General features: G+C 66.8%; 21 protein-coding genes. 12 read left to right on the top strand and 9 right to left on the bottom strand.

Features of this window, described 5'->3' with window-relative positions; translation table 11 throughout:
• From JOF56_RS06960 to JOF56_RS06945, 4 genes are all read left to right on the top strand, one after another.
• On the top strand, positions 1-1,722 hold the full coding sequence (locus JOF56_RS06960; protein ID WP_209635628.1) for a hypothetical protein: 1,722 nt from the start codon (positions 1-3) through the stop codon (positions 1,720-1,722).
• A gap of 137 nt (positions 1,723-1,859) precedes the next feature.
• The gene (locus JOF56_RS06955; protein ID WP_209635626.1) at positions 1,860-2,822 is read left to right on the top strand and encodes an ATP-binding cassette domain-containing protein; all 963 of its coding nucleotides are present in this window, start codon (positions 1,860-1,862) and stop codon (positions 2,820-2,822) included.
• Complete coding sequence (locus tag JOF56_RS06950) at positions 2,819-3,622, top strand: ABC transporter permease (protein WP_209635624.1); 804 nt, start codon at positions 2,819-2,821, stop codon at positions 3,620-3,622. The genes JOF56_RS06955 and JOF56_RS06950 overlap by 4 nt, the downstream gene beginning before the upstream one ends.
• A gap of 70 nt (positions 3,623-3,692) precedes the next feature.
• Positions 3,693-4,637, top strand: coding sequence for a serine hydrolase (locus JOF56_RS06945; RefSeq protein ID WP_209635622.1), 945 nt, complete (start codon positions 3,693-3,695; stop codon positions 4,635-4,637).
• Here the strand turns inward: JOF56_RS06945 and JOF56_RS06940 are convergent.
• From JOF56_RS06940 to JOF56_RS06925, 4 genes are read right to left on the bottom strand one after another with little or no spacing between them, the layout of a single operon-like run.
• Positions 4,622-5,944 (bottom strand): glycoside hydrolase family 36 protein, encoded by a 1,323-nt coding sequence (locus JOF56_RS06940; RefSeq protein ID WP_209635620.1) that lies wholly within the window; start codon positions 5,942-5,944, stop codon positions 4,622-4,624. The genes JOF56_RS06945 and JOF56_RS06940 overlap by 16 nt on opposite strands.
• 5 nt (positions 5,945-5,949) lie before the next feature.
• Complete coding sequence (locus tag JOF56_RS06935; RefSeq protein ID WP_307854959.1) at positions 5,950-6,870, bottom strand: carbohydrate ABC transporter permease; 921 nt, start codon at positions 6,868-6,870, stop codon at positions 5,950-5,952.
• Positions 6,867-7,820, bottom strand: a complete 954-nt coding sequence (locus JOF56_RS06930) for a carbohydrate ABC transporter permease (protein ID WP_209635618.1) — start codon at positions 7,818-7,820, stop codon at positions 6,867-6,869. The genes JOF56_RS06935 and JOF56_RS06930 overlap by 4 nt, the downstream gene beginning before the upstream one ends.
• 4 nt (positions 7,821-7,824) lie before the next feature.
• The gene (locus tag JOF56_RS06925) at positions 7,825-9,126 is read right to left on the bottom strand and encodes an ABC transporter substrate-binding protein (RefSeq protein ID WP_209635616.1); all 1,302 of its coding nucleotides are present in this window, start codon (positions 9,124-9,126) and stop codon (positions 7,825-7,827) included.
• A gap of 259 nt (positions 9,127-9,385) precedes the next feature.
• Here JOF56_RS06925 and JOF56_RS06920 point away from each other — a divergent pair, with 259 nt between their 5' ends.
• Genes JOF56_RS06920 through JOF56_RS06910 form a run of 3 tightly spaced genes read left to right on the top strand, consistent with a single transcriptional unit; the run spans position 9,386 to position 12,759 of the window.
• Entirely contained in the window at positions 9,386-10,219 is an 834-nt protein-coding gene (locus tag JOF56_RS06920) for a DeoR/GlpR family DNA-binding transcription regulator (RefSeq protein ID WP_245378176.1), read from the top strand.
• Complete coding sequence (galT, locus tag JOF56_RS06915) at positions 10,216-11,313, top strand: galactose-1-phosphate uridylyltransferase (protein WP_209635614.1); 1,098 nt, start codon at positions 10,216-10,218, stop codon at positions 11,311-11,313. Before JOF56_RS06920 ends, galT begins: the two co-directional genes overlap by 4 nt.
• A 57-nt stretch (positions 11,314-11,370) precedes the next feature.
• Entirely contained in the window at positions 11,371-12,759 is a 1,389-nt protein-coding gene (locus JOF56_RS06910; RefSeq protein ID WP_209635612.1) for a S1C family serine protease, read from the top strand.
• Positions 12,760-13,002: 243 nt separating this feature from the next.
• On the opposite strand, the gene JOF56_RS06905 is transcribed toward JOF56_RS06910, so the two are convergent.
• The 3 genes from JOF56_RS06905 to JOF56_RS06895 form a co-directional block, all read right to left on the bottom strand.
• On the bottom strand, positions 13,003-13,152 hold the full coding sequence (locus tag JOF56_RS06905) for a hypothetical protein (RefSeq protein ID WP_209635610.1): 150 nt from the start codon (positions 13,150-13,152) through the stop codon (positions 13,003-13,005).
• Positions 13,137-13,637 carry a MogA/MoaB family molybdenum cofactor biosynthesis protein gene (locus tag JOF56_RS06900; RefSeq protein WP_209635608.1) on the bottom strand — a complete coding sequence of 167 codons (501 nt, stop codon included), beginning with the start codon at positions 13,635-13,637 and terminating at the stop codon, positions 13,137-13,139. The genes JOF56_RS06905 and JOF56_RS06900 overlap by 16 nt, the downstream gene beginning before the upstream one ends.
• Before the next feature lie 88 nt (positions 13,638-13,725).
• Complete coding sequence (locus JOF56_RS06895) at positions 13,726-14,364, bottom strand: TetR/AcrR family transcriptional regulator (protein WP_307854958.1); 639 nt, start codon at positions 14,362-14,364, stop codon at positions 13,726-13,728.
• Positions 14,365-14,508: 144 nt separating this feature from the next.
• On the opposite strand from JOF56_RS06895, the gene JOF56_RS06890 reads away from it, so the two are divergent.
• Both JOF56_RS06890 and mscL read left to right on the top strand, forming a co-directional pair.
• Positions 14,509-15,105: an SAF domain-containing protein gene (locus JOF56_RS06890; protein ID WP_209635606.1), complete on the top strand. Its 597-nt coding sequence runs from the start codon at positions 14,509-14,511 to the stop codon at positions 15,103-15,105.
• A 31-nt stretch (positions 15,106-15,136) separates the two neighbouring features.
• On the top strand, positions 15,137-15,613 hold the full coding sequence (gene mscL / locus JOF56_RS06885; protein WP_209635604.1) for a large conductance mechanosensitive channel protein MscL: 477 nt from the start codon (positions 15,137-15,139) through the stop codon (positions 15,611-15,613).
• A gap of 647 nt (positions 15,614-16,260) precedes the next feature.
• Here mscL and JOF56_RS06880 read toward each other — a convergent pair.
• The gene (locus tag JOF56_RS06880) at positions 16,261-16,584 is read right to left on the bottom strand and encodes an FmdB family zinc ribbon protein (RefSeq protein ID WP_209635602.1); all 324 of its coding nucleotides are present in this window, start codon (positions 16,582-16,584) and stop codon (positions 16,261-16,263) included.
• A 59-nt stretch (positions 16,585-16,643) separates the two neighbouring features.
• Entirely contained in the window at positions 16,644-17,222 is a 579-nt protein-coding gene (locus JOF56_RS06875; protein ID WP_209635600.1) for a 5-formyltetrahydrofolate cyclo-ligase, read from the bottom strand.
• Between the two features lie 24 nt (positions 17,223-17,246).
• On the opposite strand from JOF56_RS06875, the gene JOF56_RS06870 reads away from it, so the two are divergent.
• From JOF56_RS06870 to JOF56_RS06860, 3 genes are read left to right on the top strand one after another with little or no spacing between them, the layout of a single operon-like run.
• Positions 17,247-18,134: a UTP--glucose-1-phosphate uridylyltransferase gene (locus JOF56_RS06870; protein ID WP_209635598.1), complete on the top strand. Its 888-nt coding sequence runs from the start codon at positions 17,247-17,249 to the stop codon at positions 18,132-18,134.
• A gap of 15 nt (positions 18,135-18,149) precedes the next feature.
• Positions 18,150-19,373, top strand: coding sequence for a molybdotransferase-like divisome protein Glp (glp, locus tag JOF56_RS06865; RefSeq protein WP_209635596.1), 1,224 nt, complete (start codon positions 18,150-18,152; stop codon positions 19,371-19,373).
• Positions 19,374-19,377: 4 nt separating this feature from the next.
• Complete coding sequence (locus tag JOF56_RS06860) at positions 19,378-20,034, top strand: GNAT family N-acetyltransferase (protein ID WP_209635594.1); 657 nt, start codon at positions 19,378-19,380, stop codon at positions 20,032-20,034.
• The last annotated feature ends 105 nt before the right edge of the window (positions 20,035-20,139 follow it).

Here is a 20,139-nt window from a genome sequence, read left to right as displayed (position 1 = left end):
ATGGCCGTGGACACGATCGACGCGACTCTGCACGAGATCGACAAGTGGGCCGGGCGCGCCGGCGTCGGGGTCGACGCGCGTGACCTGCGGCTTCTGCTGGAACTGTCGCGGGATCACCTGGCGCACGAGCAACCTGGCGCGTTCGCGCTCGGCGACCTCGACGAGCTGCTGCTGGAGGTCATCCCGGAAAACGTGGTGCTCGACAGCCCGGAGCACGCCCGGGACGTCATCCGTGCGGCGTCGACCCTGCTTGCCTTCCTCGACGACACCAATCGCCTGCCGCACAGCCAGATCGAGGCCCTCGACGCCGAACTGGAGGAGGCCGGCCCGGAGTTCTTCCAGGCCGTGATGTCGCCGGAGGAACTCGCGGAGCTCTTCGAGCCGGACGACTCCCTGGTGACGATCCTCGAGCAGTTCGGCGTGTCCCCGGACGACATACCGCCGATGCGCCTGCCGGACCACGCGGAACTCGCGGCCGCGGCACGGCAGAGCAAGCTGATGAACCAGGCGCACAAGCTCGGTGAGTGGACCGGCGACGGCCGTGCCCTCACCGAACGCGGCGATCTGACCCCGGACGACATCGTCAGCGCCGCGGCGGTGCTCGGTATCGAACTGTCCGATGCCGAAGCCGCGCCCGAGATCGCATTGCTGGTGCAGCTGGCGGATTTCACCGGCTTCGCTCAGTCCCCTGAGGATGACGGCGGCACGCTGATGCGTGGGGACGCGCTCGATAGCTGGCCGGATGGCGACGACGAGACTGTCATCGCGCTCTGGCAGAGCGGGCTGGCTGTCACTCTCGGGTTCGCGCTCGACTGGCTGGTCGACGTGTACGACGGGGAGATCGAGTTCGAAGGTGTCGGCGCGACCGCTTTCCTGATGCTTTTCCTGAGCCGGGACGAGGGGATGCCGATGGCGGCGCTCACGTCCCTGATCGAGGAGAGCGCTGAGGACCGGCAGATGCTTCAGGCGTGGACCGAGCAGCACGGCGATCCGGCGCGGACTCTCGTCGAGCAGTTGGTGCTACTAGGTGCGGCGACAGTGTCCCATTCGGACGGAGAAGACGTCATCCGGCTGACCCCGCTCGGGCTGAGCACGATGCGCGACGAGCTCATCGACAGCGGGGTGGACGTTGCGCTGTTGCCGCCCGTGACCGAGATGACCGCGGCGGATCTCGTCGGGCTCTCGAGCGTGCTGACCGAGGCCCAGATGGCTGCAGAACTGGGGCCTTGGCTGGAAAGCCGGGGCCTGCAGGACGGCGCCCGCGATCTGCTGACGGTCGCGTCGGACAGTGGTGGGGCCTATCGGGTGTGGGCGACGAGCGCTGTGATGGACCTCGGTGCCGAAGCCGATCCGGTCTGGCGGAGTGTTCTGGATGATCCGGCGCTGCGTCCATACGCGAAACTCGCGCTGGCCGGGAGCGCCGGCTACAAGCAGCCGGACGACGTCCCTGCCGAGTTCGCGTTGACTTTCCAAGAGCGTGCGTGGTTCACCATCGACGCGATCGCGCTGATCGTGGCGGTGCCGTCGGATCACACTCCGCTCGCCATCGCCGCCGCGCTGTCCATGGCTCCCAAGGACATCCTCGACAACATGTGGCGGCTGCCGCACCCTCAGGTGATCCCGGTGCTACAGGCGGTAGGCGACCTGCACCCGGACAAGAAGGTCGCCAAGCACGCCCGGACGGTGGCCAACAAGGCGTCCAGTTATCACTCACAAGGGTGATCTGTCCGGCTCTTTCCCCAGGTGAGCGCCGCTGAACAGGGTTGTCCGGAGAGATCCTCGACGGGAACTGGGCAGCTTTTGTCGGTGGGTGGGTGCAGGATGACCCGCATCACACCGAACGCTTGGGGAGCGGACAGATGGCAAACGCGATAGTCGCGGAGGGCCTTGTCAAGCGCTATGGCGACATCGTGGCGCTCGACGGTCTGGATCTGGAGGTGCCGGAAGGCACCGTGATGGCTTTGCTCGGCCCGAACGGGGCAGGCAAGACAACAGCGGTGCGGGTCTTCACGACGCTGCTACCGCCTGATGGGGGCAAGGCGACCGTCGCCGGCCTCGACGTGGTCGTTGAGGCCCGGCAGTTGCGTTCGCGGATCGGTGTTTCCGGCCAGTACGCGGCAGTCGACGAGCACCTCACCGGTTTCGAGAACCTGGACATGGTCGGGCGCCTCTACCACCTGGGCGCCAAACGCAGTCGTGAGCGCGCACGTGCACTACTGGAACAGTTCGACCTGGTGGAGGCCGGCGACCGGCCGGTGCGGACGTACTCCGGCGGCATGCGGCGCCGTCTCGACCTGGCCGGCGCGCTCGTCGGCAACGGCAAGGTGCTTTTCCTGGACGAGCCGACCACCGGGCTGGACCCGCGCGCCCGGTTCGGCCTGTGGGACGTGGTCGAGGCGCTGGTCGCGGGTGGCGCCACCCTGCTGCTGACCACGCAGTACATGGAGGAGGCCGAGCGGCTCGCCGACCGGATCGCGGTGATCGACCACGGCAAGGTGATCGCGCTGGGCACGGCCGACGAGCTGAAGGACCAGGTCGGCGGCGAACGCCTCGAACTCGTCCTGGCCGACGCGGCCGATCTGGACACAGCGCACACCGCGCTGCAGCCGGTCGCGGTCGGTGAGATCCAGACCGACACGACATCACGCCGCATCACGGTGCCCGTCTCCGGCGGTTCCGCGGTGCTCATCGACGCGCTCGGCCGGTTGTCCGAGCAATCGGTGAAAGTCAAGGACGTGGGTCTGCGAAGGCCCACACTGGACGACGTCTTCCTGGCCCTGACCGGGCACGAAGCCGTTGTGGGGGAAGGGGAACAGGCATGAGCCCGGTGGCAATGGCCTTCAGCGACGGCATGACGATCGCCCGCCGCAACCTGATCAAGATCAAGCGTGTCCCGGACCTGCTGGTCTTCACCACGTTGTCGCCCATCATGTTCGTGCTGCTGTTCGCCTACGTGTTCGGCAGTTCGATCTCCATCCCCGGAGTGTCCTACCGGGAGTTCCTGATGGCCGGGATCTTCGTGCAGACAGCGGTCTTCGGCGCCACCTGGACCGGCCTCGGCCTCGCCGAGGACATCCAGAAAGGCATCATCGACCGGTTCCGCTCTCTGCCGATGGCCCGTTCGGCCGTCCTGGTCGGACGCACCACAAGCGACGTTGTGATCAACCTGATCAGCCTGGTCGTGATGTCCCTGACCGGCCTGATCGTCGGCTGGCGAATCCACACATCGATCGGCGAAGCGCTGCTCGGCTTCGTCCTCCTGCTGCTGTTCGCCTACGCGCTCTCCTGGATGATGGCCGTCGTCGGGCTCTGGATCCGCAGCCCCGAGGTCTTCAACAACGCCAGCTTCATCGTCATCTTCCCATTGACCTTCATCGCCAACACATTCGTGCCGTCGAGCAACCTGCCCGGCCCGCTGAAGGTCATCGCCGAGTGGAACCCGGTCTCCGCCATCACCCAGGCATCCCGCGACCTCTTCGGCAACACGAACCCCGGAATGCCCGCCCCCGACGCCTGGCCCCTCCAGCATCCAGTTCTTGCCACATTGGCCTGGACGGCGGTCATCCTCCTCATTTTCGTCCCGTTCGCGATCAGGCGTTACCGCAAAGCCGTCAGCCGCTGAGACTCGAACAGAAATCAAACCGACAGGTTCTTCTCACCTGTTTCCCAGTCGGGGTCCATAGCTTGGACTCGTGTCCCAGCTGGCCAATAGAGCCCTCCTCAGCGGCTTCTTGTTGGCCGCGGTCGTGCTGGTGGCGCCTACCCCGGCGATGTCGGTGACCCCGGCCGACCCCGCAGTCGCCGAGGTGGCGCCGCCGCCGATCACGCCCGCGCCGGACACGACTGCGCCGCAGGCGGCGCCGACGCCCGACCTCGCCCTGACGGCTCCGGAGCCGCAGCCGGCCAGGCCGGACTACGCCGCCGCGATGCTCGAAGCGGCCAAGGGTGCGGTGCCCAACGGCATCACGTTCGGGATGGCGGTGCTCGACCTGCAGACCGGGCAGCTCGCGACGACCGGGTCCGAGCAGTTCTATTCGGCTTCGCTGAGCAAGCTCATGCTCGTCGTCGACATGCTCGACCGCGATGTCCCGCTCACCTCGACCGACCACCGGTTGATCACGCAGGCGTTGAGCGCGAGCGACGACGACGCCATGAACTCCTTATGGATCAAGTTCGACGGCTACAACGCGATGACCCGCGTAGCGACGTCGTTGGGCATGGCTGATACGAGGACCACTGCCGACCGCAGCCAGTGGGGCGAGGTCGTGGTGTCCCCGGCCGATTTCGCCCGTCTCTACCAGCACATCATGAACGAGATGACCGACGACGACGAAGCGGTCATCGAGACCGCCCTCAGCGCGGCGACTCCCGAGGCCGCCGATGGCTTCGACCAGTACTTCGGCCTGCTGGGAGGGGCGCTCAAAGCCTTCGCCAAGCAGGGCTGGATGTACTACGGCAATCGGCTTTACCTGCACAGTGCCGGCGTGGTCATGAACGGCGCTGACAGCTACGCCGTCGTGCTCATGTCAACGCAGCCCCCGTCCAGCGGCCCCGCCCGAGCGAACCTCACCTCCATCGCCGCGTCGATGCAGCAAGCCATGACCTCCACTGAGGCGCAGACTCAAGGGATGAAGTAGCGCGGCACTGGTTCGCTGAGCAACCGTCGTGTTGTCTCAAGACCCCACTCGTCAAGCTGATCGAGACCGTCCGACGAGCCGCGTAGCCCGCCGTACCGCGAGACGTGCTCGGCCCACTCCTCACGCTGCTCAATCCCAGGACGAGCCACGATGCAGTCGGGATCGTTGACCCAGAATCGCCCATGCTGGAACGCCCGCGAGACGCCGTTGAGCACAGCACCCCATTGCCCGGGCATGGAGATGTCCTCGTCACGAGGCATGTACGTCGGCGCGATGTCCGGGCTCACCCGCATCGCGTCCACGAGCCCGATCGACGGCAGTTGCGGAGCACCACAACCCAGCAGATACGCGTCCGGCCCGATGGCTTCGCGAATCAGCCGGAGCGCGCTCCGGTAGGCCTCGATCGGCGAGACATCGCTGTATCGCTTGCCGTACAAAGCCCCCGCGTAAATGAAGTCGATCTTGTGAAAGTCGATGCCCCAGCTGCGGAACGTGCTGTAGACCTCGGTGAGGTACTCGGCCGCCCCAGGATGCGTGCTGTCCAACGCGTACAGATCCTGGTTCCAGTTGTGGCCGGCGCTCACGGGTGAGTCGTCGTAGTTACGCACCAACCAGTCCGGGTGCGCGGCCGCGACTTGTGACTGCGAGCCAACGAGAAATGGCGCCGTCCAGATCCCGGCGCGCCGCCCGGTGTCCCGGATTCGCGTGAACAGGCCTGGCACGTCGGAGAAATCCGGGGACGGGATCAGCCAGTCGCCGATCTCGGCCTGGTAGCCGTCATCCACCTGGACGACGTCGATCGGCAACGAGTCCATCAACGCCAGGTTCGTCACCACGTTCGCCTCGGTGACCTTGGTGAAGTACTGGTACCACGAGCACCAGATCGTCGGCGCGGGCCGGGGCGCCACCAACCCGAGCGACGAGACCACGGAATCGGCCCACCGGGCCAGCGCTTCCTGGATCGACCCGGCGAAGGAGTACACGACAACAGGTTCCGAAGCCGTGACGACGGCTCGGGACTCTACAATGGACACATCGATCGCCGGTACCGAGCCGAGCGGATCGGCCGAGGCGATCACGTGGATCGGGCCGTCGCCCGGGTCCACCGCGATGAGGCCTTCACCGCGGTAGACCGAAGGCGCGGGCAGGGATTCCGCTCGCCACGCACCGATCCGCCGGTTGTCGCTGGCGGGCCGGTGCGGCGGCGTGCCCACCGGGTAGGACGTGGACGGCGACCAGGACTGCCAGCCCTGTTCGTGGACGACGGCGCGGGATGGATCGATGGGGATCTCGGTGACCGGCCGCACAGGTATCAGCCTTTCGTTGATCCTAGGGTGAGCCCGCCGACGAACTGCCTTTGCAGCGCGAAGAACACGACCAGACAGGGGATCGCGACCAGCAGTGACCCCGCGGCCAGCAGGTTGTAGTCGGTGAAGAACTGGCCCTTGAGGTTGGACAGCGCCGAGGTGATCGGCATCTTGTCACCGGTCTGGATCAGCACGATCGCCCAGAAGAAGTCGTTGTATATCCAGGTGAACTCGAGGGTCGCCAGTGCGCCCAGCGCCGGCCGGCACAACGGCATGATGACCTGCCAGTACTGCCGGAACACCCCAGCGCCGTCCACCCGGGCCGCCTCGGTCAGCTCGTGCGGGATGGTCTTCATGTAGTTGCTCAGCACGAACGTGCAGAACCCGGCCTGGAACGCGATGTGGATCAGGATCAGGCCCAGTTGCGTGTCGAGCAGGGTCTCCTTGTAGTTGATCCATTCCGGCACCGGGATCAGCCGGAACAGCCGGTACAGCGGCGTGATGATGACCTGCTGCGGCAACAGGTTGCCCGCGGTGAACAGCATCAGCAGCGCCAGGTTGAACTTGAAGCTGAACCTCGTCACGCCGAACGCCACGAACGAGCTGAACAGCAGCGTGATGATCAGCGCCGGGATGGTGATGACCAGCGTGTTGAGGAAGTAGTTCGGCAGGTCCGCGGTGGACCACGCCTTGCTGAAGTTGCTGAGCGTCAGCTCCGACGGGATCGAGAAGTACCCGTTGGCCGACGTGTCCTCGTAGGTCCGCAGTGACGCGAACACGGTCCACAGCAACGGTGCCAGCCAGATCAGGCACACCGCGATCAGGAAGGTGTGCAACGCGATCCGGCTGGCCCGCAGCTTCGCGGACTTCTTCGCGCGCTGGGGCGCCCCGGATGAGACCGGTGTCCGGTCCAAGGTCGTGGTCACGCGCGATCCTCCCGCCGGAACACCTGGACCAGGTAGGTGATGATGAACCCGAGCGAGATCACCAGCAGGATCACCGCGAGCGCGGAGCCCCAGCCGATCCGGCTGGACTCGCCGATGATGTTGTCGGTGATCAGCACGGAGACCAGTTCGAGCCCGTTGCGGCCGCGGTTGATCGCGTACACGATGTCGAACGCCCGCAGGCCCTCGATCACGGTGATCACCAGGACGATCACGTTGATCGGCTTGAGCACCGGGAACGTGACCTTCCAGAACGCCTGCCACGCGCTCGCGCCGTCGAGTGCGGCGGCTTCCTTCAGCGACGGGTCGAACGACTTCAGCCCGGCCAAGTACAGCAACATCACGTAACCGGTGTGTTTCCAGCCCGCCGCCACCAGCACGGCGTAGATGTTGATGTCTGAGTCACCGAGCCAGTCGACCGGATTGTCGTTGGCGATTCCCAGCAGGTTGTTGACCAGGCCGAGGTTCGGCTCGTACATCAGCTGCCAGATGAAGCCGACCATGGCCAGCGCCAGCACCACCGGCAGGTACAGGATGGACTGGTAGATCTTGGTGAATCTGAGTTTGCGATCCAGCAGCACGGCCAGCAGCAGCCCGAAGCTGGTCGGCAGGACCAGCAGGAACACCAGCCAGATCAGGTTGTGCTGCACGGCCGGCCAGAACCGCGGGTACGCGGTGAAGATGTCGGCGTAGTTGCGGATGCCGACCCACTTGATGGTGTCCAGGTCGCCGATGCCGTCCCACGAGGTGAACGACAGCAGCACCGAGGAGACCGTCGGTACCCATACCAGCGCGAGGTGCAGCAGGGTCGGGATGCCGACCATCAGTATCAGCACGATCCGGTCGGTGCCGGACAGCGCCGTGGCCCGGCGCCGCCCCTTGCGGGCAGGCGGCGTCGGGTCCGTGCGAGGGGTGTTCTGCAGAACGGTCATTACTTCACTTCTGGAAGTACTGCTTGGCCTGGCCGGCGATCTTCTTCACCAGCCCGTCGACGTCGTTGGGGTTCTTGATGAAGTCGTTCACGCTGTTGATCGCGACCTCGCTGGCGAAGCCCGGGTCGGTGTCGCGGTCGAGGAACTGCGTGATGTGCTTGGCGTCGTTGACGAACTTCACGCACTTCTGCTGAAGCTTGTTGTACGACGCGGCATCCGCCTTGTTGCTGGCGGCGATGCTCGTCGGGTCGGACTTCAGGTACGTCTGCTGGGCCTGCGCGGTGGAGATGTAGGTCAGCAGCTTGTCGGCGTTGGCCTTGTCGCGTGGCTTGACCGCCTGGCAGAAGCCGTCGATCGGGGCCTCGATGGTGTCCTGGCCGTGCGCGGGGTCGATCTCCGGGAAGGCGAAGAAGTCCAGGTCGTCGAGCTTGCCGCCGGTGCTGAACTGCTGGCCGATCTGCTGTGAGCCGATCACCATCATCCCGGCCTCGCCCTTGAGCACCGACTGGGCCGCCTCCTGCCAGTCGCGGCCGAGCGAGTTCGGCTGGTAGAACTCCATCAGCCGCTTCCAGTTGTCGAAGGTGGCCTTGACCTTCGCCCCGGCCCAGTCCTCCTTGCCTGCCATCAGGTCGACGTGGAACTGGTAGCCGTTGGTCCGGAAGTTGATCTGGTCGAACGTGCCCAGCTGCGGCCAGCCGTTCTTCTGCCCGGCGGCGATCGGGGCGATGTTGTTGCCCTTCATCTTGCCGGCCAGCGCGATGAACTCGTCGAACGTCTTCGGGACGGTGTAGCCCTTCTCCTGGAAGACGCTCGGCCGGTAGAACACCGCCCACGGGTACGAGTAGAACGGCACGAAGTACTGCTTGCCGTCGTCGCCGGTGGACGCTTCCTTCTGTGCCTTTGTGTAGTTGCCCTCCAGAGACTTCCACAGCTCGGAGATGTCGCCCACCAGTTGCTTGGAGGCGAAGAACCGCAGCCGGAAGCCGGCGAACCAGGACCACACGTCGTCCGCCCCGGCCTGCAGATAGTTGTTGATCTGCTGCTGGAACGCCTCGTGGTCCTTGGTGTTGATCTCTACCTGCAGGCCCTGCGACTGAGTGAAGGCCTTCATCACCTCGTCGAGCGCGCCCTTGGGCACCGCGTCGGAGTAGTTGGAGCCAAGCTTGACCGGTTGGGTGCTGCCGCCGCCACCGCCGGGGGAGCCGGAGTCACCGCAGGCGGCGAGGCCGGGAACGGCCGCGAGACCCATGGTGGCGAACAGTCCCCGTAAGGCTGTTCTGCGCCCAATCGTCGACTCGAAGTTCATGTATCGCTCCAAACCCACGGACTCAAACAAGAGTGCTCACAATCTGGTATCGACGGTAGGTTCTGTCAACCCCCGTTACGGACCTGTTAACCCCCACCGGATGACGTTTCAAGCTGCTGAATCTCCGGCTGGTGGGAGCTCATATCGGAGGTACCGGAGAGCGGGACATCGAACAAACTCTGCCGAGTCGGATGTTTGAGTATGTTGCGTTGTCGCCTATGCTCACGACGGGTGCGTGTCGTCGTGACAGGCGACCGGCATGGACTGGAAGGGGTACACGGTGCTCGCGCGGCAGCGGCAGGCGATGATCCTCGAAGAGGTGAAGAAGACCGGCGCGGTCCGGGTCAGCGACCTCGTCGACCGCCTTGGCGTGTCGGACATGACCGTCCGCCGTGACCTCGAGGTGCTTGCCCGGCGTGGCCTGGTCGAGAAGGTCTACGGCGGGGCGACCGCCGTGGTCGGGCGCAGCACGGACGAGCCCGGCTTCGAGGCCAAGTCCGTGCAGCAGCTGCCCCAGAAGGAAGCCATCTCGTCGATCGCCGCGACGCTGGTCAAACCGGGTACCGCGATCGGGCTGTCCGCGGGCACGACCACGTGGACGTTCGCCCGTTACCTCGACGACGTGCCAGAGCTGACCGTGGTCACGAACTCGATCCGGGTCGCGGACGTCCTGCAGCGCAACGAACGTCCAGACAGGACAGTCGTCCTCACCGGCGGGGTGCGCACACCGTCCGACGCTCTTGTCGGCCCGGTCGCGGTGCACACGTTACGGTCGTTGCATCTGGACATGGTGTTCCTCGGCGTACACGGCATGGCGGCCGGCCCGGGACTGACCACACCGAACCTGAATGAGAGCGAGACCAATCGCGCCCTGGTGGAAGCCGGCGGACGGCTGGTCGTGCTCGCGGATCACACCAAGTGGGGAACTGTCGGGATCTCCACCATCGCCGATCTGGAAGACGCCGATGTACTGGTCACCGACGATGGATTGAGCAAGGAAGGCCGCGAGTTCCTGGCCGAGCGGGTCGGCGAGCTGATGATCGCCGACGTCGACGAGAACGGGATCTCGGGCACGGGAGGGGAAACTGCGTGAGGCGTACCGCGACCCGGCTGGCAGATGGCCGGGAGATCGTGTATTTCGACGACACGCCGGACGCGCCCGAGCGCACCGCGGCTGACACCAGGGATCTGCCGCCGTTGCAGTCGAGCTCGGAGATCCGGCGGGATCCGTTGACCGGGGAGTGGGTCGCGATGGCCGCTCATCGGCAGACCAGGACGTACAAGCCGCCGGCCGAGACGTGCCCGCTGTGCCCGAGCGTGCCCGGCAGGCCGACCGAGATCCCCGAGTCCAGCTACGACGTCGTGGTGTTCGAGAACCGGTTCCCGTCGTTCTCCCACGGTGTGCAGGACTTCGGCGGCAACGGTCTGTCCACTGTGGATGGCATGGAACTGGTCGCACGGGCGCCTGGGCGTGGCCGGTGTGAGGTCGTCTGCTTCACCTCGGACCACAACAGCTCGTTCGGAGAGCTGACCGTGCCACGGATTCGCACCGTGATGGACGTGTGGGCCGACCGGACCGAGGCGATGTCCGCGATGCCCGAGATCGCGCAGGTTTTCCCGTTCGAGAACCGCGGTGAGGAGATCGGCGTCACGCTCAGCCATCCGCACGGCCAGATCTACGGGTACCCGTTCATCACGCCGCGTACCGAGCGGATGCTGGAGGTCGCTTCGTCCTATTTGGACAAGCATGGCCGTCCGGTCATGGGCGATGTCCTTGCCGCCGAACGTGAAGCAGGCACGCGCCTGGTCGAGACGTCCGAGCACTGGACCGCGTTCGTGCCCGCGGCCGCACGCTGGCCGGTCGAGGTGCATGTCGTGCCACACCGGCAAGTTCCTGATCTTCCCGCGCTGACCGAGGAAGAACGCGACGACTTCGCCGGCCTGTACGCACGTGTGCTCAAGCACCTGGACTCGTTGTACGACCGTCCGTTGCCTTATATAGCGGCATGGCACCAGGCGCCGGTCGGTGAAGGGCGTGACCTGGCGTGGCTGCACCTTGAGGTGTTCTCCATCCTGCGGACCAAGGACAAGCTGAAGTACCTGGCCGGATCCGAGTCCGGAATGGCGGTGTGGATCAACGACGTCACGCCCGAAGCCATCGCCGAGCGGCTGAGGAACGCCTCTTAGAAAACACAGCGGGTTCATCTCAGGCGGCTCTCAGGAGTAACCGGCAAGCTACATGCCATGACCGAGAACAGCCCCGGCCCGCAGGACGCCCCGCGCCAGAACGCACAGGGATCCGAGTGGGAGCGCCCCCGGGACACCCCGCCGCAGCAGCCGGAAGCCCAGTGGCAACCGCAGCAGCGGGAGGCTTCGCCGGAGGCTCAGCCGGACAACACGGCCGAGAATCTCGCTGAGACCGGCGAACCGACGCCGCCACGGCCATGGTCGCCGCAGGATCAGCAGCCTCAGGTGATCTTCGGTGCGGCGGCGCAGGGCGGGCCTTACGTACCGCCGCAGACGACCCAGACGTACCCGACGCCGCCACCGATGCCCGCTGCGCCGCCACGTCGTGCCAGTGGCCTCGTCGTCGGCGTCGCAGTGCTCGCGTTGCTTGTCGGTGGAGGTGCGGGTGCGCTCGGCGGGTACCTCGTCGCGGACCGCACTGCCACGCAGGCGCCGTCCGCGCTCGACGTACCCAAACCGGCGCAGCAGGCAGCCAACGCGCCGGACGGCACGGTCGAAGCCGTCGCCGCCAAGGTATCGCCGAGCGTCGTGCAACTGCGTACCCAGAGCGGCGAAGGCTCCGGCTTCATCATCCGTGCCGACGGCCTGATCATCACGAACAACCACGTCATCGAACAGGCCGCGAGCGGCGGCACGCTGAAGGCGGTCTTCCCGGACGGGCAGACGGCGGACGCCACCGTCCTCGGCCGCGACCCGTCCTCCGATCTCGCCGTGGTGCAGGCGAAGGGCGTGTCGGGCAAGACTCCGGTCACCCTCGGCCGGTCGGACGACCTCAAAGTCGGCCAGGCCGTGGTCGCGATCGGGTCGCCGTTCGAGCTCTCCGGCACCGTCACCTCCGGCATCGTCAGCTCGCTGCACCGCCCGACCAGGGCAGGCGGCGAGGACGGATCCGAGGCCACGGTGATGGACGCGATCCAGACCGACGCCGCGATCAACCCGGGCAACTCCGGTGGCCCGCTGGTGAACATGGCCGGTCAGGTCGTCGGTATCAACTCCGCGATCTACAGCCCGGGCACAAGCGCTCGCCAGCAGGGCGGCTCGGTCGGCATCGGCTTCTCCATCCCGATCGACCAGGCCCGCCGAACGGCGGACGAGATCGTCAAGACCGGCAAGGCGAAGCAGACCGTGCTCGGCGTGACGGTGAAGACAGCCGCAGCCGGTGGCGCCCAGGTCAACGACGTCACCGCGGGTGGCGCCGCGCAGCAGGCCGGCCTCGCCGCAGGCGACATCGTCACCAAGATGGACGACCGCCGGATCGACACGTCCGACGCCCTCGTGGCGGCGGTCCGGTCCAAGGCGCCTGGCGACAAGGTGAAGCTGACGATCGGAGACGGCTCCCGCACGGTCGAAGTGACCTTGGGCGGCCAGCCCGTACCGGGTAACTAGAACGCTCGGCCGTTGCAGGGCGGCCGAGACCAACTCCATGGGGGAGAGCCGTTTCGTGAGTGGCCTGCCGGCCACTCACGAAACGGGACACAACTACAGACTCCGATCCAGTCGGGTGGATCGGAACGCCGATTTCCTCGGGGAGATCGGCCTCCCGGCTCGCTGCCCCCGAGCCGGTGAATAGCCGGGCCGCACGCGACAGATACCCCCTCGTCTGTCGTCGTGCGGCTCCGGCATTCGGTGCTAACCGTGGTGGGGCGGCTTGTTGCGCAGATACCAGTCCTCTTGCTCCGGATCTGGCTCGCGTTCGTCCTTCGTGGTCTCCGGCAGGACATCGCCGAAGACCTCGTCAAGTTTGCGGCGACGTTCCTCGTCGCTCAGTTCCCGTCCCATCCCGACAGCTCCCCGATCACGTAGGGGACCAGCGAGGACAGCGTCGCCATGCCATCCCGCACGGCCGCGCGCGAGCCCGCGAGGTTCACCACCAGCGTGCTGCCCGACACGCCGACCAAGCCACGCGAGATGCCCGCGTCGACAGCGCCCGCAGCGAGGCCGGACGATCGAAGCGCCTCGGCGATGCCCGGGATCCGGCGGTCCAGCACGCCCTGGGTGGCGTCCGGCGTGACGTCACGCGGCAGCAGACCGGTGCCGCCGACGGTGACCACGAGGTCCACACCGCCGATCACAGCGGTGTTGAGCGCGTTGCGGATATCCACGACCTCGCCGGCGACGGCGACCGTGCCATCGACGATGAACCCGGCCTCCTCCAGCAGTTCCGTCACAAGCGGACCCGGTGAGTCTTCGTTCTCACCGTGCGCGATCCGGTCGTCGACGACAACAATCAGAGCCCTGCCCAGCCGCTGCGCGCTGCGTTCCATGGCCCTAAACATATCCGTATCGAGATCGGACCGTTTCATGACGTCTCACCCACCCGGGATGTGACGGGATGGTAACGGTGTCGCGGTGCTACCGGTCGGCCACCCGCTTGACCTTGGCCCGGAAGGCCCGGCGGGCGACCGGCCCGAGATCGTCGACCACTTCCACCAGCACAGCCAGTTGGTCGAGGGTGTCCAACGCCTGTCTGGCGCCCTGCGGATCGACACCTTCGAACAGCTCGAGACCGACAAACCCGGCGGACACCGCGCGCGCCAGCCCACCGATGTCAAGTAGATCTTTTACGGGTGAGCCGGCCATGACCCGGACAAGCACCTGTTCGACAGCGGTCGTCCACAACGCCAGGGCGGCGCCCGTGGCCTTCGCGAGCTCCGGGTCGTTCTGTGAGCCGGCGAGCAACTGGGCGAGAACCTTCACGTTGCCGATCTCGGCCTGACCGGCGTGCAGCTCGCGGCCGGTTGCCAGCAGTTCCTGCAGAGTGGTGACCTTGTCCAGGCGCGGCTGGTAGGCCGTCACCGTGGCCTGCGTGTGGACCATGCAGGCCTCGCTGAGCAGGTCGTGGACGCTGCCGAAGTGATAGAAGACAAGCGCTTGGTTGACCCCTGCGGTCGTGGCGATCGTGCGGGCGGAGACACCGCTGATGCCATGGGTTCGGATCGTCTCGACGGCTCCGTCGATCAGCTTCTGCCGGGTCTCTGACACGGCGTCCACGCTATCGACTCCCTGAAACGCTCAGCGCCATCCTGTCAAGTCGAACCTGCGCGAAACACCCCACTTATCCACAGGCACCCCACTTGTCCACAGTTGGCGTCGTCCCCCTGTCGGGCAGCTTGGCCCGCTGGCAGCGTGGACGCCATGACACCCCGACTGATCCGGACACTGCGAGCCAAAGGCTGGGCGCGCGCAGTGGCCATCCGTCGGATCGCGGCGGCCGCACTGGTGGTTGCGGCCGTTTTCATTGCGCTACGCCCGAACCACGCTCAGGAGGCTCCCATGCTCGTCGCCGATCACGACCTCGCTCCCGGCACGGTTCTGTCCACATCAGACGTCAAGGTCATCCATGCCCCACCGTCTTTGATCCCCCGCAGAGCCCTCACCGACCCATCGGCCGCCGCGGGCCAAGTACTCGCAGGCGCGGCCTCGACCGGCGAACCCATCACCTCCACCCGTCTCCTCGGTCCTGAGAACACTCGCCTCGCCGCTGGACTACCCGACGCGTCCGCCGTCCCGGTCCGGCTCGCGGACCCAGGTGTCGCAGACCTGCTCGTCCCGGGCTCGAAGGTGGACATAGTCGCACCCGACCAGGCGGTACTCGCCTCAGACGCAACCGTGGTGACCGTCCGGCCCGGCTCAGCCCAGGGCCGTCTGGTCGTGGTCGCCTTACCCAGGGACATCGCGCCTCGCGTAGCGGCGGCGTCACTCACGCGGGAGGTGACCGTTACCCTCCGGTGAAACTTGTCCGGCTATGCGAGGGAGTCATGCCGTGCTGAAGGGTTTCAAGGACTTCATCATGCGCGGGAACGTCATTGAGCTGGCGGTCGCGGTGGTGATCGGAACAGCGTTCACCGCCGTGGTCACCTCAGTGGTCAACGGGATCCTCAATCCCGTGATCGCCTCCATCGGCGGCTCGAACGTGACGGGTCTGTCGTGGACCATCGTCGAGGGCAACGCCAAGTCCACCCTGGACTTCGCCGCCGTGCTTACCGCGATCATCAACTTCATCCTGATCGCCGCGGTGGTCTACTTCGCCCTTGTCCTGCCCATGAAGAAGATCCAGGAACGCCGCAAGCGCGGCGAGGAGCCCGGCCCCTCCGAACCCACCCAGGTCGAGGTCCTCATGGAGATCCGCGAGCTGCTGCGCACCCAGCAGCAGTCCCGCCCCGGCCAGGCCCCCACCCACCCAGGCCCCGCCGCCCCACCCCAGTCCGGCCCCGGCCAGTACGGCGGCCCCCGCCGATAGCCCACACTGCTGCTTGACAACTCCAGAGCGAATCCAGAAACACTGCAGGGCTCTGCCCCAACCAGAGCCCTGCAGCTGAGGCAGCCAGCTCAACCGCTCACCTCGGCCCAGCATCCATGCGGTGGAACCTCATCCTGCGGTTCCACCGCCGCCACCACGATTCCGCCACCCGAGATCGAAAGGTCAGGCTCTGGCTTCGGCGTGTCGTCGCGGTGTGCTCTACGCCGATGAGATCCGATATCCAGATGGTGGTGGCCTGACCGCACAAGCGCAAGCCAAACGTGAGGCGATGCGGTGCCTTGGTGGCCGTGCCGGCCAAAGGATGGCCGTCGCATATGGACCTTGCACTACTGCTACTTCGCGCTCAAGGGCCACCACGAGCGTCGTGTGTCCCGCTGTCACGCTTGGACGATCGTTGTCGGAGTAGTGCGAGCGCCGGTGACCACACCCAGCACCTCATCGATCGGTTGAGCCCGTTCGTCCCAGACTGGTCACCAACTCTGACGCAACCCGGTCATACACCATTTCCGCCACAGGGAAAGCGCCCAAGCTGCGCCTGTGGCTCCTCACCGATGCCGGGGCAACCTCGCTACCCCCGGATATGCCAAAGCGCCGCAGCCCCGGAGGACTGCGGCGCCTGGAAAACCTCAAGAAGCCTTGGCCGCCGGAGTGCTGCTGCTGGAAGTCGATTCCGACTTGGTGCCCGACGACGAGGAAGAAGTAGACGAGGTGGACTCACTCGACTTGCTGGAGCTCTTCTCGGTGCTGCCTGCGGAGGCGGTGCTGGTGCTGCCGGAGCGGCTGTCGGTGCGGTAGAAGCCGCTGCCCTTGAAGACGACGCCGACTGAGCCGTAGAGCTTGCGCAGTTTGCCGGAGCACTCGGGGCATACCGTGAGCGAGGGGTCGGTGAAGGCCTGCACCTGCTCGAACCGGTGGTCGCACACCGTACATGCGTACTGGTAGGTCGGCACGGGCTTCTCTCCTTCTACAGACCTCTCCCGAGTCGATTAGCAGTATATCAGGGAGAGTGCTAACTCCTGGACAGTTCGATCATGCCCTGGCCGGGCGTCAGGACGGCGGTCATCCTGACGTCGTGCTCGTCGAAAGGCAAGCGGGGCAGGAACTCCTGGTCGCGGACCATGGCGACCAGCCTGGCTTGCGGCGTGGCCAGCACGAGTGAGCGGTCATAGTGACCAGCGCCACGTCCGAGGCGGACTCCGGTCTGGTCGATGGCCAGGGCGGGGACGAAGACCAGGCCGGCCGACGCGATCGCTGCTGGTCCGAGGCGTGGGCCGGTTGGTTCGAGCAGTCGGTGCGGCCCCGGCTGCAGGGTGCCGTCGTAGACCGCCCAGTCCAGGGGTGCGGCTCCCGTCACCACGGGAAGGAGCACTTGGACGTCCATGGCGAGCAGGTCGTCGAGCAACTCGCGGGATCCCGGCTCGGTACCCACCGGGACATAGCTGCATACCGTCTGGCCTGCGTGAACGAGCTGGCGAGCGAATCCGGCGATCGCGGCCGCCTCGAGAGTTCGCTGTGCGGCGGTGACCTCTTTGCGGGCGGCGGTCAACTGGGCGCGCCATTGCGTCTTGGTGGCGGGCGAGACAGTCACGCCTTGAGGTTAGGCTCACAATCCATGAGCCCGTCGCTCGCATTCAAGACAGCAATCGTGCCCGCCGCAGGGCTAGGCACACGTTTCCTGCCCACGACCAAGGCTGTTCCCAAGGAGCTGCTGCCGGTCGTCGACACCCCGGGGATCGAGCTCGTCGCCGCCGAGGCAGCCGACGCGGGCGCGTCCCGCCTGGTGATCGTGACCTCGCCGGGCAAGGACGCCGTGGTCGACTACTTCCGGCCGCAGCCGGAGCTCGAGGCGACACTGGCCGCTCGCGGCAAGTCCGCGCTGCTGGAGAAGGTCCGCCGGGCACCCTCGTTGCTGACCGTGGAGACCGCCATCCAGGAACAGGCTCTGGGCCTGGGCCACGCGGTGGCGTGCGCGGAGCCGAACCTCGACGGTGACGACGACGCGGTCGCCGTCCTGTTGCCGGACGACATCGTGTTGCCGACCGGTGTGCTCAAGAAGATGGCGGACGTCCGGGCCGAGCGGGGCGGGAGCGTGCTGTGCGCGTTCGACATCCCGCGGGACCAGATCTCGGCGTACGGCGTGTTCGATGTGGAGGACACGGCCGACGAGGACGTCAAGATCGTGCGCGGAATGGTCGAGAAACCGGCCGCCGAGGATGCGCCGTCGACCTTTGCCGCGGCCGGCCGGTACCTGCTTGACCGGGCGATCTTCGACGCGTTGAAGCGGATCACGCCGGGGGCCGGTGGCGAGTTGCAGCTGACCGACGCCATCGCCCTGTTGATCACCGAGGGCGCGCCCGTGCACGTGGTCGTTCACCGGGGCGGACGTCACGACCTGGGCAATCCTGGTGGGTTCCTGCGTGCCGCCGTGGACTTTGCACTCGAAGACCCCGAGTATGGGCCCGATCTCCGTGAGTGGTTGCGGGATCGCATTCAGGACTAGTACGGGGCCGGGTGGATGAGGTCAGTCGACGAGCAGCTCGCCAGGGCACTAGCCGCCGCGGTGCGGCCCGCGCCCGTGCGTGTGGCGATTTCCGAGGCGCAGGGGCTGCTCTGTGCGGAGGAGGTTGTGGCCGAACACGCCCTGCCAGGGTTCGACCAGGCAGCGGTGGACGGTTACGCGGTGCGCAGCGTCGACGTGCAGTCGGCCGGGCGGGAGCCGGTCGTGCTCCCGGTGGTCGGCGAGATCGCGGCTGGGTCGCGCCAGCCGCGTCGCCTCCAGCCCGGCCAGGCCGTCCGTGTGGATACCGGCGCGCCGCTGCCGACGTTGGCCGACGCGGTCGTCCCGCTCGGCTACACCGATGAGCACCCGGCCAGGGTCACCATCAACCAGCCGGTGCCGTCGGCTGCTTATGTCCGGCGGACCGGAGAGGACGTCCAGACCGGCGATGTCGCTGTCCGCCGGGGCGCGACCATCGGCGCGGCGCAGGTCGGCCTGCTCGCCGCGGTCGGCCGGGCCAAGGTGCTCGTCTATCCGCGGCCGCGGGTGTCGATCGTCTCGATCGGCGACGAACTGGTGGACATCGATCGTGCGCCGAGCCAGGGCCAGGTCTACGACGTGAACTCGTACGCCTTGGCCGCGGCCGCCCGGGACGCGGGCGCGGAAGTCACCCGAGTCGGCATTGTCAGCCCTGACCAGCGGCGAGTCCGTGAAGTCGTGGAGAGCCGGCTGCTGCTGGCGGAAATCGTGGTGTTGGCGGGTGGTGTCGGTGGAACCACAGGGGATGAGGTTCGTGCCGCACTGTCGGAGCTCGGTGAGCTGGACATGACCCGGGTAGCCATGCATCCGGGGTCGGTTCAGGGGTTCGGCCGGCTCGGCCAGGACGCCGTGCCGACGTTCGTCCTGCCGGCGAACCCGATGAGCGCGCTCGTCGTGTTCGAGGTCCTGGTCCGTCCCCTGATCCGGGCCGCGCAGGGCAAACGCAACCCGCGCCGCCGGATCGTCTCGGCGAAACTGCTGTCGCCGATCTCGTCGACGAAGGGGCGGCGCGGATTCCTGCGCGGGCAGTTGCTGCGGGACGAGAGCAACGGGCAGTACTTGGTCCAGCCGCTCGGACTGTCCGGTGCGCACCTGCTGGCGTCGCTCGCGGAGGCCAACTGCCTCGTGCTTGTCGACGAGGAGACAACCGACGTGGCGGTGGGTGACGAGGTGCAGGTCAGCTTCCTCGCCCAGCGTGGGTGACGTGATGGACAGGCCCGGTCCGCAAGGCCGGCACCCAGGTTGGCCGGCCAGGCTCGGACCGCTCCAGGTGCCCGCCGGGCTCGTCGCCGTCCGGGGTCCGCGGCTGCTCGACGGCTCGGCCTGGAGCAAGATCCGCTTACGGGACCGGGAGCACCTGGAGCGCTGGGAGCCGACGGCGCCCGGCACATGGGACGACCGCAACGCCACTCTGGCCTGGCCGGGCCAGTGGTCCTCCCTGCGGGCGCTGGCGCGCCGGGGCATGACCCTGCCCTTCGTGATCACAGTGGACGGTCAGCTGGCCGGCCAGGTCACGGTCGGCAACGTGATCCGGGGCTCGCTCTGCTCGGCCTGGATCGGCTACTGGGTCGCCTCCCACGTCGTCGGCGGCGGCGTGGCGCCTGCGGCGGTCGCCCTGGTGGTCGACCACTGCTTCATGCTCGCCGGTCTGCACCGCATCGAGGCGACAGTCCGTCCGGAGAACACCGCCAGCCTGCGGGTTCTCGAAAAGCTGGGGTTCCGCCAGGAGGGGTTGTTCCGGCGGTATCTCGACGTCGCGGGTGCGTGGCGTGACCATCTGGCCTTCGCCCTGACGGCGGAAGACGTACCAGATGGACTGGTCTACCGGCTGCTCGCTGACGGCCGCGCCACCATCCCCCAATAGGGGGAACTTTGTTGCGCCCCATCGCACATCCACCGCATGAAAACGCCTGAAAGGACCTTGCGCCCGAAGATCGCACACGGCGCGCCTCCGTCACACCTGTGACTG

It is taken from the genome of Kibdelosporangium banguiense (assembly GCF_017876405.1).
GTDB classification, from domain to species: domain Bacteria; phylum Actinomycetota; class Actinomycetes; order Mycobacteriales; family Pseudonocardiaceae; genus Kibdelosporangium; species Kibdelosporangium banguiense.
The sequence above is the reverse complement of the archived record's forward strand: the minus strand, read 5'-3'. Positions and strand labels throughout refer to the sequence as shown.

Excerpts from the sequence above, each read along its gene's own strand:
- JOF56_RS06960 (WP_209635628.1), top strand. The coding sequence starts at position 1 with ATGGCCGTGGACACGATCGACGCGACTCTGCACGAGATCGACAAGTGG.
- JOF56_RS06955 (WP_209635626.1), top strand. The coding sequence starts at position 1,860 with ATGGCAAACGCGATAGTCGCGGAGGGCCTTGTCAAGCGCTATGGCGAC.
- JOF56_RS06950 (WP_209635624.1), top strand. The coding sequence starts at position 2,819 with ATGAGCCCGGTGGCAATGGCCTTCAGCGACGGCATGACGATCGCCCGC.
- JOF56_RS06930 (WP_209635618.1), bottom strand. The coding sequence starts at position 7,820 with ATGACCGTTCTGCAGAACACCCCTCGCACGGACCCGACGCCGCCTGCC.
- JOF56_RS06925 (WP_209635616.1), bottom strand. The coding sequence starts at position 9,126 with ATGAACTTCGAGTCGACGATTGGGCGCAGAACAGCCTTACGGGGACTG.
- JOF56_RS06920 (WP_245378176.1), top strand. The coding sequence starts at position 9,386 with ATGGACTGGAAGGGGTACACGGTGCTCGCGCGGCAGCGGCAGGCGATG.
- JOF56_RS06910 (WP_209635612.1), top strand. The coding sequence starts at position 11,371 with ATGACCGAGAACAGCCCCGGCCCGCAGGACGCCCCGCGCCAGAACGCA.
- JOF56_RS06905 (WP_209635610.1), bottom strand. The coding sequence starts at position 13,152 with ATGGGACGGGAACTGAGCGACGAGGAACGTCGCCGCAAACTTGACGAG.
- JOF56_RS06900 (WP_209635608.1), bottom strand. The coding sequence starts at position 13,637 with ATGGAACGCAGCGCGCAGCGGCTGGGCAGGGCTCTGATTGTTGTCGTC.
- JOF56_RS06890 (WP_209635606.1), top strand. The coding sequence starts at position 14,509 with ATGACACCCCGACTGATCCGGACACTGCGAGCCAAAGGCTGGGCGCGC.
- JOF56_RS06870 (WP_209635598.1), top strand. The coding sequence starts at position 17,247 with ATGAGCCCGTCGCTCGCATTCAAGACAGCAATCGTGCCCGCCGCAGGG.
- glp (WP_209635596.1), top strand. The coding sequence starts at position 18,150 with ATGAGGTCAGTCGACGAGCAGCTCGCCAGGGCACTAGCCGCCGCGGTG.
- JOF56_RS06860 (WP_209635594.1), top strand. The coding sequence starts at position 19,378 with ATGGACAGGCCCGGTCCGCAAGGCCGGCACCCAGGTTGGCCGGCCAGG.